Below are 12,447 nucleotides of genomic sequence, written 5' to 3' on the forward strand. Positions count from 1 at the left end.
CTACGTGGCGGGCCTGGCCGGGGCGACCGCGAACCGCCCTGCGCACCACTGGCCGGGACGGTGAGACCGGGGTCGCACCCGCGGGAGCCTTCGGGGCCGGGCGGTCGGGTGCGGCGAAACCGGGACGTTCCGGATCTGGACATTAATTGGGTCGCATGCTCTAATTAACGTATCGACATCCGTCAACCTCTGATGGCGATGACTGAAACCATGACCTCGAGAAAGGCGTGCCCCCATGCGACGCAGATCGCTCCTCACCGCCGCGCTGGCCGCTCCCCTGGCGACCGCGGGCGCCGTCGGCGCCCTCCAGTCCCCCGCGCAGGCCGCCACCTGGTCCTCCTCGGACCGCTGGGGCACCTGGCAGAACGGCGCGTACACCCTCTACAACAACATCTGGGGCAGCGGCTACGGTCCCCAGTCGATCTGGGCCAACTCCTACAGCAACTGGGGCGTGTGGTCGAACCAGCCGAACACCGGCGGCATCAAGTCCTACCCCAACGTCTCCTACACCTTGGGGCGCACCGTCTCCAGCATGGGGAACGTCAGCAGCTCCTTCAACGCGACCGTGCCGGGCTCAGGCTCCGGGCTCGCGTACAACACCACCTACGACGTGTGGGGCAACGGCCACGCGCACGAGATCATGATCTGGACGCAGTGGACGTCCAACGTCGGCCCCATCGGCGGCTACGTCACCAACGTCAACCTCGGCGGGCGCAACTGGAACTACCACCAGGGCCATAACGGGGCCAACCCCGTCTACAGCTTCATGGCGACCAGCCAGTTCACCAGCGGCACCGTGAACATCACGCCGATCTGCCAGTGGCTGGTGAACCAGGGCCGGATGCCGAACGTCCGGATCGACCAGATCCAGCTCGGCTGGGAGATCACCTCGTCCGCGGGCGGACGCGACTTCCGCATCAACAGCTACTCGCTCACGACGTGACCGAGGGATCGGGCCGCCGGATCCGGAGGGTCCGGCGGCCTCGCCGTGTTCAGTGCTTCTTGAAGTGCGCCTGGACGGTCCGGAACGCCTGCTTGGGGCGGCGGTACTCGTCGATGAGGCCCTTGTCGTTCACGCCGCGTGGGCGGGTGAGGGCCATGCGGCGCAGCTCGGTGGTCTTGAAGTCGCCGAGCACCCAGATCGCCAGGCCCTGGATCCGGTCCTGGCCGTCGAGGATGTGGCCGACTGTGGTGTCGAGCAGGCTGGACTGGTAGTCCTCGGTCCACAGCGACCCGTGCGCGTCGTTCCAGCCCGGGACCGCGCCCGCGCCGATCTCCGAGATGATCAGCGGCTTGTCCGCGAAGCCGAGGGCGTCGACGTGCGCGGCGATCCGGTCGAGCTCGCCGGGGATGTCCGGGACGTCGCCGAAGTACCAGCCGGGGTAGGTGTTCGCGCCGACGACGTCGACCAAGTCGAAGCACTTGTCGTCGTGGGCGTTGATGCTCGCGTAGGTGACCGGGCGCTCCGGGTCGAGTTCGCGCAGGCGCCCCAGCAGGGTCGCGTAGACCGGGTGGCCCTCGTCGGACCAGCTCGGGCACTCGTTCAGGATGCCCCACAGGATGATCGAGGGGTGGTTCTGCGACGCGGCGACCATCTCGCCGATGTGGGCGAGCTGCGCTTCGACGAACGCGGGGTCGGTGAGGTGCTCGACCGGGTACTGCCAGCCGATCGACTCGCACCACACGAGGATGCCGGCCTCGTCGCACAGGTCGAGGAACAGCGGGTCGAGCGGGTAGTGGCTGCCGCGCACGAAGTTGCAGCCGAGGTCCAGGAGCTGCTGCACGTCGTTCACGAGCAGGGCCTCGGGCTGGGCGTGCCCGAACTGCGGGTGGGCCTCGTGGCGGTTGACGCCCTTGAGGACGACGGGCTCGCCGTTGACGGTGATGCGGGCGTTCGCGGTGCGGACCTCGCGCAGGCCGAAGCGCTCGCGCAGGTCGTCCCCGCCGAGGGTGGCGGTGAGCGTCGAGAGCTGCGGGGACTCGGGCGACCACGGTGCGGCCCATGGGATTTCGAGTTCCCTGGTGAGCGAGCCGGAGGCGTCGAGGTCGACGGTCTCCGAGACGAGGGCGCGGCCGTCGCATTCGATGCCGAGCGCGGCCGTGCCGGCTTCGGCCCCGGTGTAGTCGATGCGGACCCTGACGCGGCGGTCGGCGACGGAGAGGGTGTCGATCTTGAGGCCGTCGATGTGGAGCGGTTCGAGGCGGTGGAGCTCGACGCCGCGGGAGATGCCGCCGTAGGCGTACCAGTCGAAGTGCTCCATGTGGAGCGGCGAGCGGTCGTCGAAGCGGTTGTCGACGAGCACGGTGATCTCGGCTTCGCCTGCGGCGGACTCGGTCTCGGCCCAGAAGCGCGTGAAGCCGCCCGCGTGCTCGCGGACGAGCTCGCCGTTCCAGTAGACCCTGCACCAGTGCTGGACGCCGTCGAAGACCAGGCGCTGCAGGCCCTCCGAGGTGCGCACGCGGGTGCGGTAGGCGGCGAGGCCGCGCCGCCCCGCGTACTTCGGGGTGGCGTCGAAGCAGCCGGGGACGGCCATCAGGTCGTCGAAGGCGAGCGCGGCGAGGTCGACCTCGCCAGGCTCGGCGTCGCCGAGGAACGCGAAGTCCCAGAGGCCGTCGAGGCTGGTTACAGGGCGGATGACGTGCTGCGGGAATCGGCGGGCCATGCGGCCTCCTCGGGATGGTCTCGGCTGGTGCGGGACCGATCCTAGGCGACCGGTTGCCAGAGGGGAAGCCCCTGTGACTACGTAGTCTTGCGCTTTTCGCGGAAGGCCTTCTGGCGGCAGGCCGCCGAGCAGTACTTCGCGGGGCGGCCGGTGGCGGTCTCCGGGATCGGGTCGCCGCAGACCGGGCAGTTCCGTTTCGTTTCGTTACGGAGTTCGGGAAGCTTCGGGGTTTCGTTACGGATCGCTTCGTTTCGTTGCGCCTGGAGGCCGTCCCAAACGACGCCGAGAAGCCGTTGCACGCGTTCGGGATCGTCGCCGAGAACCGAGCAGCTCGCCAGCAGCGCGCGGACGTCCCCCGTGTCGAGGTCGGACCGGACGACTCCGGACCGCTGCGCGCGCGTGAGCAGGCTCGTCAGCGGGCTGTCGATCACGCACTGCCCGCTCGCCTTCGCCGGTTCGAGCCAGTCCTCGCGTGCGGCCAGCGCCTCGCAGATGGCGCGGTTGGCGAGCGCCTGTTCGGTGATGAACCGCAGGTAGAGGCGGAGGGCCTCTCCTGGGTCGGGCATGGCGAGCGCTCGTTCGCCGAACTCCCCGAGCTGGCTGAGCCGCTGGTCGAGGACCGTGGCGAGGAGCGCGTCCTTGGTCGGGAAGTGGCGGTAGACGGTGCCCGCTCCGACGCCTGCGGCGGTGGCGATCTCGTTGAGGGAGACGGCGGCTCCGCGTTCGGCGAAGAGGCGGTCGGCTGTTTCGAGGACTCGCTGGCGGTTGCGCTGGGCGTCCACGCGTTCGGCGCGCTGTGCGGTGACGGGCATGGTCCCCCTCTCGTGGGCTCGCTTAAACGGGTGTAGTGTTCCGTTTTATCAACCGGGTCGGCGCTCCCGATACTAGTCGGGGCACCCCGCCACCGAAAGGAACACCCATGTCCGCATCCCAGAACACCGTCCTCGTCACCGGCGCCACGGGCCGTCAGGGCGGGGCCGTCGCCGCCCGCCTGCTGGCCGACGGCTGGCACGTCCGGGCCCTCACCCGCGACCCCGAGAGCGCGAAGGCCAAGGCGCTCAAGGCGGCCGGGGCCGAGATCGTCGCGGGCGACCTCGACGACCGGGGCTCGCTCGACGCGGCCGCCGCGGGCGCCTACGGCGTCTTCAGCGTCCACGCCGGGGCCTACGAGGGCGGGCCGTACGGCCACGACCTCGGGCACGAGGCCCGGGCCGCCGCGAAGGTCGGGGCCGCGGCGAAGGCCGCGGGCGTCGCCCACGTCGTGCACTCCTCGTCGGTGGGCGTCGGCGGCCCGCTCGAGCCGCACATGGACATGCTGCAGCGCAAGGCCGAAGCTGAGGCGGCGATCCGCGAGAGCGGCGTCTCGCTGACGATCCTGCGACCGACCGCGTTCATGGAGAACACGTTCGACTCCTTCCGGGAGCTGCAGGACGGCGCGCTCGTCTCGACCCTGCGGGCCGAGACCTTCGAGCCGCTCATCGCGGCCGCCGACATCGCCGCGTTCGCCGCGATCGCCCTCACCGACCCCGAACGGCACCAGGGCGAGGTGTACGAGCTCGCCGGAGACGACCTCACGCAGGCAGACAAGGCCGCGCTCATCGGCCGCATCGTCGGACGCGAGGTCCCCTACGTGGAGATCCCGGTCGACAAGATCGCCGAGGAGAGCCCCACGACGGCGAAGATGATCGCGCTCATCAACGAGCACCGCATCCCCGTGGACATCGCGGCGCTGCGCGCGGTGCACCCGGGCCTGCTCACGTTCGAGCAGTGGATGACCGGGATCGGCAAGCCCCTGGTCGACGCGTACTTCGCGCGCATCGACGCTAAGTGAGGCGCTGGGCCAGGTGGACGGTCACCTCTTCGCCCGCCGTGCTCTTGCCGATGGCCTTGCACAGGGCCGCCCGGACCGGGAGCCAGTGCGGGCCCGAGCCGGAGGGCATGAGGGTCGCGGCGAACTCGTGGCCGTCCATCTGCCCGGTCACCTTCACCGCCTTGCGGGTGCCGAGCAGCTCGGCCGAGCCGGGGACGGTCAGGAAGGTCGCGAACGCGCCGTCCTTCTCGATCGGCGAAGTGAACGTGTAGTCGAGGGCCTGCGGGAATTCCATGTCGGCTCCTAAGTCGGTGTGTCCGGATGCTAACCGTGGAGACGACGCGGGCGGCGCGGATTCATCGTCCCGGCCCGTCCGGGACGGCCGGGAGGGTTGCGCGCGACCGCGCGCTCCGCGAAGATCAGGGCCACCCCTGAACGCGAAGGCCCGCCCATGCAGCCCCCTCCCCTGTTCCGCGCCCACCTCGTCGCCGCCTCCGCCGCGCTCGCGGCGGTGCTCGCACTCCTCAACGGCCGCTACGACTACCACCGCGACGAGCTGTACTTCCGGATGCTCGAGCCCGCGCTGGGCTACGCCGACCAGCCGCCGCTCACCCCGCTGCTCGGGAAGGCCGCGACCGCGCTGCTCGGCGATTCCCTGTGGGCCTTCCGGCTCCCCTCGATCCTGTGCATGGTCGGCGTCCTGTGGATCGCGGCGCTGCTGACGCGGGAGTTCGGCGGCGGCCGGGCCGCGCAGGCGCTGTGTGTCTGGGGCCTGGCGTTCGCCGGGGTCGCGCTCGCGTTCGGGCACCAGCTCTCGACGAACTCCGTGGACCTGCTCGTGTGGCTGGCGGCGCTGCTGTTCGCCGTGCGGGCGCTGCTGCGGGACCCGCGGTGGTGGCTCGCGGTCGGCGCGGCGGCCGGGGTCGGCCTGTACAACAAGCACCTGGTCGTGCTGCTGCTGCTCAGCCTCGGGCTCGCGCTGCTCGCGGTCGGGCCGCGGAAGGCGCTGGCCTCGCAGCACCTGTGGGCCGGGGCGGCGCTGGCGTTCGCGATCGGCTCACCGAACCTGGTCTACCAGGCGTTGCACGGCTGGCCGCAGCTGGAGATGGCCGCGGCGATCAACGAGACGGACGGCGCGGAGAACCGCGTCCTGCTGCTTCCCTTCCAGTTCCTGCTGATCGGGCTGTTCCTCGTGCCGGTCTGGGCGGCGGGGTTCTGGGCGCTGGCGCGCAGACCCGAGTGGCGGCCGGTGCGGGCGCTGGCCTGGGCGTATCCGATTCTGCTGGTGATCACACTGGCGACGGGCGGGCAGTTCTACTATCCGATGGGCCTGGTCATGGCGTTGTACGCGGCAGGGTGCGTCCCGGTCGCGGCGTGGGCGGCGACGCGGGGCCGCCGCAGCGTGCTCGTCGCCGGGGTGGCGCTCAACAGCGCGGTCTCGGCGGTGGTCGCGCTGCCGCTGCTCCCGGTCGGGACCGTGGGCGACACGCCGATCCCGGACATGAACAGCTCGGTGCCCGACGGCGTCGGCTGGCAGGCGTACACGGACCAGGTCGAAGCAGTCGTCGCCGCGACGCCCGAGGCCGGGGCCGTCATCACGGCGAACTACGGCGAGGCCGGGGCACTGGTCAGGTACGGGGAGGACCTGCCGCCGGTCTTCAGCGGCCACAACGAACTCCACCGGTACGGCCCGCCCCCGGCCGACGCCGAGACGGTCGTCACCGTGGGCTTGGACCTGGAGGAGTTGCGCCCCCACTTCGCGTCGTGCGAGGCGGCGGCCGAGCTCGACAACGGGATGGGCGTCGACAACGAGGAGCAGGGCGCGACCGTGGCCGTCTGCGAGGGCCCGGTGCAGCCGTGGGGCCGGCTGTGGGGCGAGTTCCAGCACTACAGCTAATCGCGGCGTACCGGCCGGTAGCGAAGAATAATCAGGTTTGAGGAGGTGAGAGCCATGGGCCAGGCCAGAGAGGTTTTGGACCGGATGACCGAGACGGCCGTCGGCATGCACGACGTCGACGCGGCCGTCGACCTGTACAGCGACGACGCCGTGATCATGACTCCCGACGCCGGGAAGGTGACGGGCCACGACAACATCGCCGAGTACTGGCACCAGTTCATCGACGCGTTCCCGGACGGCAAGTACGAGCACATCATGAAGCTCGAGTCCGACAGCACCGCCGTCGACGAGGGCTACTTCGTCGGCACCAACACCGGGGACATGAAGACGCCCACGGGCGAGACGATCCCGGCCACGGGAAAGAAGGTGAGACTGCGCAGCTGCGACATCGCCACCGTCAAGGACGGCAAGATCACCGAGCACCACGTGTACTTCGACGAATCGGAGTTCATGCGGCAGATGGGACTGTCCCCGCAGTGACGACCGACCTGCCGACACGCGCGCGGGCCCTGCCGATACGGCGGGGCCCGCGCGCGTTCGGGGACAGGGCCTAGGCGCCCGGCTCGGACGCGTACTGCTCGACGTACTCCCCCTCGGCGGGGATGACGGTGATGACGTCGACCAGGACGCCGTCGGGGGCCTCGCAGATGAAGTGGCGCTGGCCGAACGCCTCGGTACGCAGCGGCAGGAGCTCCTTGAGCCCGGCCCGGACGACCAGACGTTCATGCTCGGCGTCCACGTCGTCGACCTCGAAGTTGAGGATCAGTCCGCCGCTGATCGGGGTGCGGTGCCCCTCGGGGACGGTCGGGTGGGAGGCGTCGAGCAGGGCGAGCTCGTACTGCGGGGCGTCGGGGCGGCGCAGGCTCACGTACCAGTCGGCGGCGAAGGTGACTTCGAAGCCGAAGTGGCGCACATAGAAGTCGCGGGCGGCGGCGACATCGCCGGTGGCGATCACCGGATAGAAGCTGCTGAGTCGGGTGTCCATGCGGGGTCTCCTGGGAATCGGACAGTTCGCATACCTTGGGTATGTCAAATCGATGTTAACATACCGCGAGTATGTGAACCGGGAGGCAGCATGGCGGGGACGAGGGCCGAACAGCGGGAGGCCACACGGCGGGCGCTCCTGGCCGAGGGCCGGCGCCGATTCGCCGCGGACGGGTTCCACGAGGTCGTGCTCGCCGACGTGGCGAGCGCCATCGGCGCGACCAAGGGAGCGGCCTACCACCACTTCGGCAGCAAGCTCGGCCTCTTCCGGGCCGTCGCCGCCGAACTGCAGGAGGAGCTGGGCGAACGCGTCGCCCGGGAGGCCGACGAGCACACCGACCCCTGGGACCGGCTGCGCGCGGGCAGCCGAGCCTTCCTCGCCGCTGGTACCGACCTCGCGGTGCGCCGCATCCTGCTGGTCGACGCTCCCACCGTGCTCGGCTGGGAGGAGTGGCGGCGCATGGACGAAGACGCCTCGGCCCGCCACCTCGCCGAGGCTCTCCAAGACCTCGCCGACGCGAGGCTGATCGCGCCTCAGCCGGTGGAGCCGCTCGCGCGACTGCTCTCGGGCGCGATGAACGAAGCGGCTCTCTGGCTTGCCGGATCGGACGATCCCGCGGCGCTCGAAGCCACCGCAGCGGCACTCGACGCGCTGCTGGACGGGCTCCGGACATGACGACGCCGCGCCCGCCGGAAGGCGGACGCGGCGTCCGAGATGCACTGCGTCCGGACCGGACCCTTACCGGTCGAGCGAGCGGATCGCCAGCGCCGCACCGAGGGCGGCGACGACCGCCTCGTACCCCTTGTCCTCAGTGGAGTCGGGGTATCCGGCGCGGGCGAGGGCCTGCTCCTGGTTGTCGACGGTGAGCACGCCGTGGGCGACGGGGGTCGACTCGTCGAGCGCGACCCGCGTGAGCCCCTCGGTGACGGACTTGCACACGTAGTCGAAGTGCGCGGTCCCGCCGCGGATGACGGTGCCGAGCGCGACCACGGCGTCGTACCTGCGGGCGAGCGCCTGCGCGGCGATCGGGAGCTCGACGGCCCCCGCGACGTGCAGGACCTTGACGTCGGCGACCTTCGCGTCGGCGGCGGCGTCGAGCGCGCGCTTGAGCAGCTGGCCGACGATCTCGGTGTTCCAGTCCGTGGCGACGATGCCGAGGGTGAGCCCGGCGGCGTCGGGGACGTTGATCTCGGGAGCTCCGTGTCCGGCCATGGCTAAGCGACCTCTTCCATTGCGAGGACGGGCGCGGGCAGGTCCGAGAGCAGGTGGCCCATGCGGTCGCGCTTGGTGGTCAGGTAGGCGAGGTTGTCGGGCGTGGCGTAGGTCGGCAGGGCGACCCGGTCGATGACCTCCAGGCCGTGGCCCTCGATCCCGGCGCGCTTGTCCGGGTTGTTGGTGAGCAGCCGCATCGACTTGATGCCGAGGTCCTCGAGGATCTGCGCGCCGATGGCCCAGTCGCGGGCGTCGGCGGGCAGGCCCAGTTCGAGGTTCGCGTCCACGGTGTCGCGGCCCTGGTCCTGCAGCTGGTAGGCCTGGAGCTTGTGGACCAGGCCGATGCCGCGGCCCTCGTGGCCGCGCATGTAGAGCACGACGCCGCGGCCCTCGGCCTCGACGGCGCGCAGCGCGGCCTGCAGCTGGGGGCCGCAGTCGCAGCGCAGCGACCCGAAGGCGTCGCCGGTGAGGCACTCGGAGTGGACGCGGACGAGCACGTCCTCGCCGTTCCCGATGTCGCCCTTGACGAGCGCGACGTGCTCGTTGCCGTCGAAGACGGCGCGGTAGCCGATCGCGGTGAACTGCCCGGCCTCCAGCGGGAGGCGGGCCTCGGCGAGGCGCTTGACGTGGACCTCGTTGCGCTGGCGCCACTCGGCGAGGTCGGCGACGGTGATGAGGACGAGGTTGTGCTGGTCGGCGAAGGCGCGCAGCTCGGGCAGGCGCATCATCGAGCCGTCGTCGTTCACCATCTCGGAGATGGCGCCGACCGGCTGCTTCCCGGCGAGGCGGGTGAGGTCCACGGCGGCCTCGGTGTGGCCGCGGCGGACGAGGACGCCGCCGTCCTTGGCGCGCAGCGGGACGACGTGGCCGGGCCGGTTGAGGTCGGTCGCGATGGTCTCGGGCGCGGCGAGGACCCGGATGGTCTGGGCGCGGTCGGCGGCCGAGATGCCGGTGGTGACGCCCTTGCGGGCGTCGACGGAGACGGCGAACGCGGTGCCCTTGTAGTCCTGGTTGGTGTGGTGGGCCGGGGGCAGGTCGAGCCGGTCGGCGGTCGCCGAGGGCATCGCGACGCAGATGTAGCCGCCGGTGTAGCGCACGGTGAACGCCAGGAGCTCGGTGGTGGCGTCCTCGGCGGCGAAGACGATGTCGCCCTCGTTCTCGCGGTCGGTGTCGTCGGCGACGATGACGGGCTTGCCCGCCTTGATCGCGGCGACGGCGTCTTCGATGGAGTCCAGGCGGATCTCGTTCATCACTTGCTCCCAGCACTCTGGAGGAGTTTTTCGACGTGCTTGGCGACGACGTCGGTCTCGATGTGGACGGGGTCGCCGACCTGCTTGCGGCCCAAGGTGGTCGCTTCGAGCGTGGTGGGGATGAGGCCGACGCTGAAATCGTCGCCTTCGATCCAGGCCACGGTCAGGGACGTGCCGTCGATGGTGATGGAGCCCTTCTCGACCACGTACTTGGCCAGGCCCGCGGGGAGGCGGAAGGTGACTTCCTCCCACTCGGCGGCCGGGGTGCGCTTGACGATCTCGGCGACGCCGTCGACGTGGCCCTGCACGAGGTGCCCGCCGAGGCGGGTGGTGAGGGTGGCGGCGCGTTCGAGGTTGACGCGGTCGCCGACCTCGAGCTTGCCGATGACTGAGCGGCGGTAGGTCTCCTCCATGACGTCGGCGGTGAAGACATCGCCTTCGACGCTCACGACGGTGAGGCAGACGCCGTTGACGCTGATGGAGTCCCCGAGGGCGGCGTCAGAGGTGACGACGGGCCCGCGGACGGCCAGGAACGCTTCACTGACCTTGACGACTTCGCCGAGTTCCTCGACGATTCCGGTGAACACGTGTGGATCTCCCTACCTTGCGACTCGAATGTTCGGTACGCAGGCGGGGGCAAGGGAATAGCTCGCAGGGGCCGTCAATGGCCTCCTGCGTTGCGTCTGCTCCCATCCGGACTTTAACCGTCGGTCCTGGATTCTCACCAGGTCAACCGTCCGCTGGATGCGGACGGGTCGCGGACTCGCAGGCTTGGCCTGCTCACCGCCGGCTCGGAATTTCACCGACCCCGCTGACGCGCGTGTTTGCTACAAGGAATTGTGCCACGGGGATATTCCGCCGCGGTCCCTACTGTGACGCACCCTACTGACCACGAAGCGTCTCAGCGCTCGTTCGTCCAGAAGACGGGACGGCGGCTGGTGCGGCCGGGCGCGCGGCCCTCCTGGAAGGCCACGTAGTTGCCGGGGTGGGACTTCGCGACGCTCTTGAGGGTGGTCGCCTCGGCGACGGCCTCGTAGGCGTCGGCGAAGCGGCGGACGGTGGAGAGCGCGACACCGGTGGAGAGCGTGGGCAGGCGCGAGCGGGTGAGGCGCCGGGAGGTGCGGTCGGCGTGCTCGATGTAGCCGCGCTCGACGTCGCGCGGCTCGCACAGCTGGCGGACGCGGCGCGCGAAGTGGTCGTTGAGGAACCCGGTGACGGCCTCGGCGTGCTCGGGCAGGCACAGGATCGTGAAGTCGTCGCCGCCGACGTGGCCGAGGAAGACCGGGGCGGCTCCGGCGTCCCCGGCGGCGGCGTACACGCACTCGGCGAGCGCCCGGATGAACTCGTCGCCGCGCACGAACCCGTACACGTCGTTGACGGCCTTGAACTGGTCGATGTCGATGTAGCACAAGGCGAACGGGTCGCCGCGCTTGATCCAGGACTGGAGTTCGCGCAGGATCCGGTCGTTGCCGGGCATGCCGGTGAGCGGGGAGGACTCGCGGACCTCGCGGTGGCGGCGGATCGCCGAGTCGATGCGGGCCGAGACCTCGGCGGGGTCGAAGGGCTTGGCGATGTAGTCGTCGGCCCCGGCCTTGAGCCCGGCGATCTTGTCGGCCGAGGAGGGCTGCGCGCCCAGGAGGATGATCGGCAGGCTCGCGGTGGCCGGGTCGGCGCGGAGCTGGCGGGTCAGCGCCAGGCCGTCGATGAACGGCAGGTCCGCTTCGAGGAGGACGATGCCGGGGCGGCGCAGCGCGATCCCGGCCAGCGCCTGGTAGCCGTCGCGGGCGAGGGCCGTGTCGAAGCCGTCGGCCCTCAGCCGGGCCGCGAGGAATTCGGCGATCTCCGGGTCGGCGTCGCTGATGAGGACCAGTTCAGGGGTGGCGGGGGGCATGGTGGTGTCATCCGGATGATCGCGCCGCGTCGGCGCGGGCGCGCAGGCGCCGGGCCGCGTCGGCGGGGTCGGCCGCGCCGTAGATCGCGGTGCCGGCGACGAACGCGTCGGCGCCCGCCTCGGCGGCGGCGGCGATCGTGTCGTCGGCGATGCCGCCGTCGACCTCGATGCGCAGCTCCAGGTGACCGGAGTCGGCGTGGGCGCGGGCGGTGCGGACCTTGGCGAGGAGCTCGGGCATGAACGCCTGGCCGCCGAATCCGGCCTTGATCGTCATGATGAGGAGCGTGTCGAAGGCCGGGAGGATCTCCAGGTAGTCCTCGACGGGCGTGTCGCGGTCGATCGCGAGCCCGGCCTTGGAGCCTGCAGCGCGCAAGTCCTTCGCGAGCCGGACGGGGTCGCCGGCGGCCTCGGCGTGGAAGGTGACGTTGTAGGCGCCGAGCTCGGCGTAGCCGGGGGCCCAGCGGTCGGGGTCCTCGATCATGAGGTGGCAGTCGAGCGGGATGTCCGTGGCGGCCTTGAGGGACTTCACGATCGGCGGGCCGAGCGTGAGGTTGGGGACGAAGTGGTTGTCCATGACGTCCACGTGGAGCCAGTCGACGGCCCCCTCGACCGAGTCGGCCGCTTCGGCGAGGCGCGCGAAGTCCGCCGCCAGGAGGCTCGGGGCGATGACGGTGTCGGCCTGCGCCGTTCGGAACTGTGCCACACGCACAGTGTAGGTCGCGAAACCGCGACGCAGGCC

Annotated in this window: 14 protein-coding genes and 1 riboswitch; of the genes, 5 read left to right on the top strand and 9 right to left on the bottom strand. The window is 70.7% G+C overall.

All coding sequences use genetic code 11. The features are described 5' to 3' along the window. The first annotated feature begins 235 nt into the window (after nt 1-235). A complete protein-coding gene (locus ACGGCP_RS16435; protein WP_392966876.1) occupies nt 236-943 on the top strand; it encodes a hypothetical protein in 708 nt (235 codons plus the stop codon). A 49-nt stretch (nt 944-992) separates the two neighbouring features. Here the strand turns inward: ACGGCP_RS16435 and ACGGCP_RS16440 are convergent, their stop codons facing one another. Continuing rightward, nucleotides 993-2,663 (bottom strand): glycoside hydrolase family 2 protein, encoded by a 1,671-nt coding sequence (locus ACGGCP_RS16440; RefSeq protein ID WP_392966878.1) that lies wholly within the window; start codon nt 2,661-2,663, stop codon nt 993-995. Between the two features lie 77 nt (nt 2,664-2,740). Beyond that, nucleotides 2,741-3,475 carry a TetR family transcriptional regulator gene (locus ACGGCP_RS16445; protein WP_392966880.1) on the bottom strand — a complete coding sequence of 245 codons (735 nt, stop codon included), beginning with the start codon at nt 3,473-3,475 and terminating at the stop codon, nt 2,741-2,743. A 107-nt stretch (nt 3,476-3,582) separates the two neighbouring features. Here ACGGCP_RS16445 and ACGGCP_RS16450 point away from each other — a divergent pair, with 107 nt between their 5' ends. Further along, nucleotides 3,583-4,494 (top strand): NmrA family NAD(P)-binding protein, encoded by a 912-nt coding sequence (locus tag ACGGCP_RS16450; protein WP_392966882.1) that lies wholly within the window; start codon nt 3,583-3,585, stop codon nt 4,492-4,494. Here the strand turns inward: ACGGCP_RS16450 and ACGGCP_RS16455 are convergent. Continuing rightward, nucleotides 4,487-4,768: a DUF1905 domain-containing protein gene (locus ACGGCP_RS16455; RefSeq protein WP_392966884.1), complete on the bottom strand. Its 282-nt coding sequence runs from the start codon at nt 4,766-4,768 to the stop codon at nt 4,487-4,489. The genes ACGGCP_RS16450 and ACGGCP_RS16455 overlap by 8 nt on opposite strands. Before the next feature lie 156 nt (nt 4,769-4,924). Here ACGGCP_RS16455 and ACGGCP_RS16460 point away from each other — a divergent pair, with 156 nt between their 5' ends. Beyond that, nucleotides 4,925-6,370 carry a glycosyltransferase family 39 protein gene (locus ACGGCP_RS16460; RefSeq protein WP_392966886.1) on the top strand — a complete coding sequence of 482 codons (1,446 nt, stop codon included), beginning with the start codon at nt 4,925-4,927 and terminating at the stop codon, nt 6,368-6,370. 54 nt (nt 6,371-6,424) lie between these two features. Then, complete coding sequence (locus ACGGCP_RS16465; RefSeq protein ID WP_392966888.1) at nt 6,425-6,850, top strand: ester cyclase; 426 nt, start codon at nt 6,425-6,427, stop codon at nt 6,848-6,850. 70 nt (nt 6,851-6,920) lie between these two features. Here ACGGCP_RS16465 and ACGGCP_RS16470 read toward each other — a convergent pair whose 3' ends face one another. Then, nucleotides 6,921-7,355: a VOC family protein gene (locus tag ACGGCP_RS16470; protein WP_392966890.1), complete on the bottom strand. Its 435-nt coding sequence runs from the start codon at nt 7,353-7,355 to the stop codon at nt 6,921-6,923. A gap of 90 nt (nt 7,356-7,445) precedes the next feature. Between ACGGCP_RS16470 and ACGGCP_RS16475 the strand changes: the two genes are divergently transcribed. Then, nucleotides 7,446-8,030 carry a TetR/AcrR family transcriptional regulator gene (locus ACGGCP_RS16475; protein WP_392966892.1) on the top strand — a complete coding sequence of 195 codons (585 nt, stop codon included), beginning with the start codon at nt 7,446-7,448 and terminating at the stop codon, nt 8,028-8,030. A 63-nt stretch (nt 8,031-8,093) separates the two neighbouring features. Here ACGGCP_RS16475 and ribH read toward each other — a convergent pair whose 3' ends face one another. The 5 genes from ribH to rpe form a co-directional block, all read right to left on the bottom strand. Beyond that, on the bottom strand, nt 8,094-8,567 hold the full coding sequence (ribH, locus tag ACGGCP_RS16480; RefSeq protein ID WP_392966894.1) for a 6,7-dimethyl-8-ribityllumazine synthase: 474 nt from the start codon (nt 8,565-8,567) through the stop codon (nt 8,094-8,096). Between the two features lie 2 nt (nt 8,568-8,569). Beyond that, nucleotides 8,570-9,817, bottom strand: coding sequence for a bifunctional 3,4-dihydroxy-2-butanone-4-phosphate synthase/GTP cyclohydrolase II (locus ACGGCP_RS16485; protein ID WP_392966896.1), 1,248 nt, complete (start codon nt 9,815-9,817; stop codon nt 8,570-8,572). Continuing rightward, complete coding sequence (locus tag ACGGCP_RS16490; RefSeq protein WP_392966898.1) at nt 9,817-10,404, bottom strand: riboflavin synthase; 588 nt, start codon at nt 10,402-10,404, stop codon at nt 9,817-9,819. The genes ACGGCP_RS16485 and ACGGCP_RS16490 overlap by 1 nt, the downstream gene beginning before the upstream one ends. A gap of 90 nt (nt 10,405-10,494) precedes the next feature. Then, a riboswitch (FMN riboswitch) is annotated at nt 10,495-10,637 on the bottom strand. A gap of 81 nt (nt 10,638-10,718) precedes the next feature. Next, nucleotides 10,719-11,708, bottom strand: a complete 990-nt coding sequence (locus ACGGCP_RS16495; RefSeq protein WP_392966900.1) for a response regulator — start codon at nt 11,706-11,708, stop codon at nt 10,719-10,721. A gap of 7 nt (nt 11,709-11,715) precedes the next feature. Beyond that, nucleotides 11,716-12,411 (bottom strand): ribulose-phosphate 3-epimerase, encoded by a 696-nt coding sequence (gene rpe, locus ACGGCP_RS16500; RefSeq protein WP_392966902.1) that lies wholly within the window; start codon nt 12,409-12,411, stop codon nt 11,716-11,718. Nucleotides 12,412-12,447 lie beyond the last annotated feature (36 nt).

Origin of the sequence: Glycomyces sp. NPDC048151 (assembly GCF_043202775.1) — a bacterium.
GTDB lineage: Bacteria > Actinomycetota > Actinomycetes > Mycobacteriales > Micromonosporaceae > Glycomyces.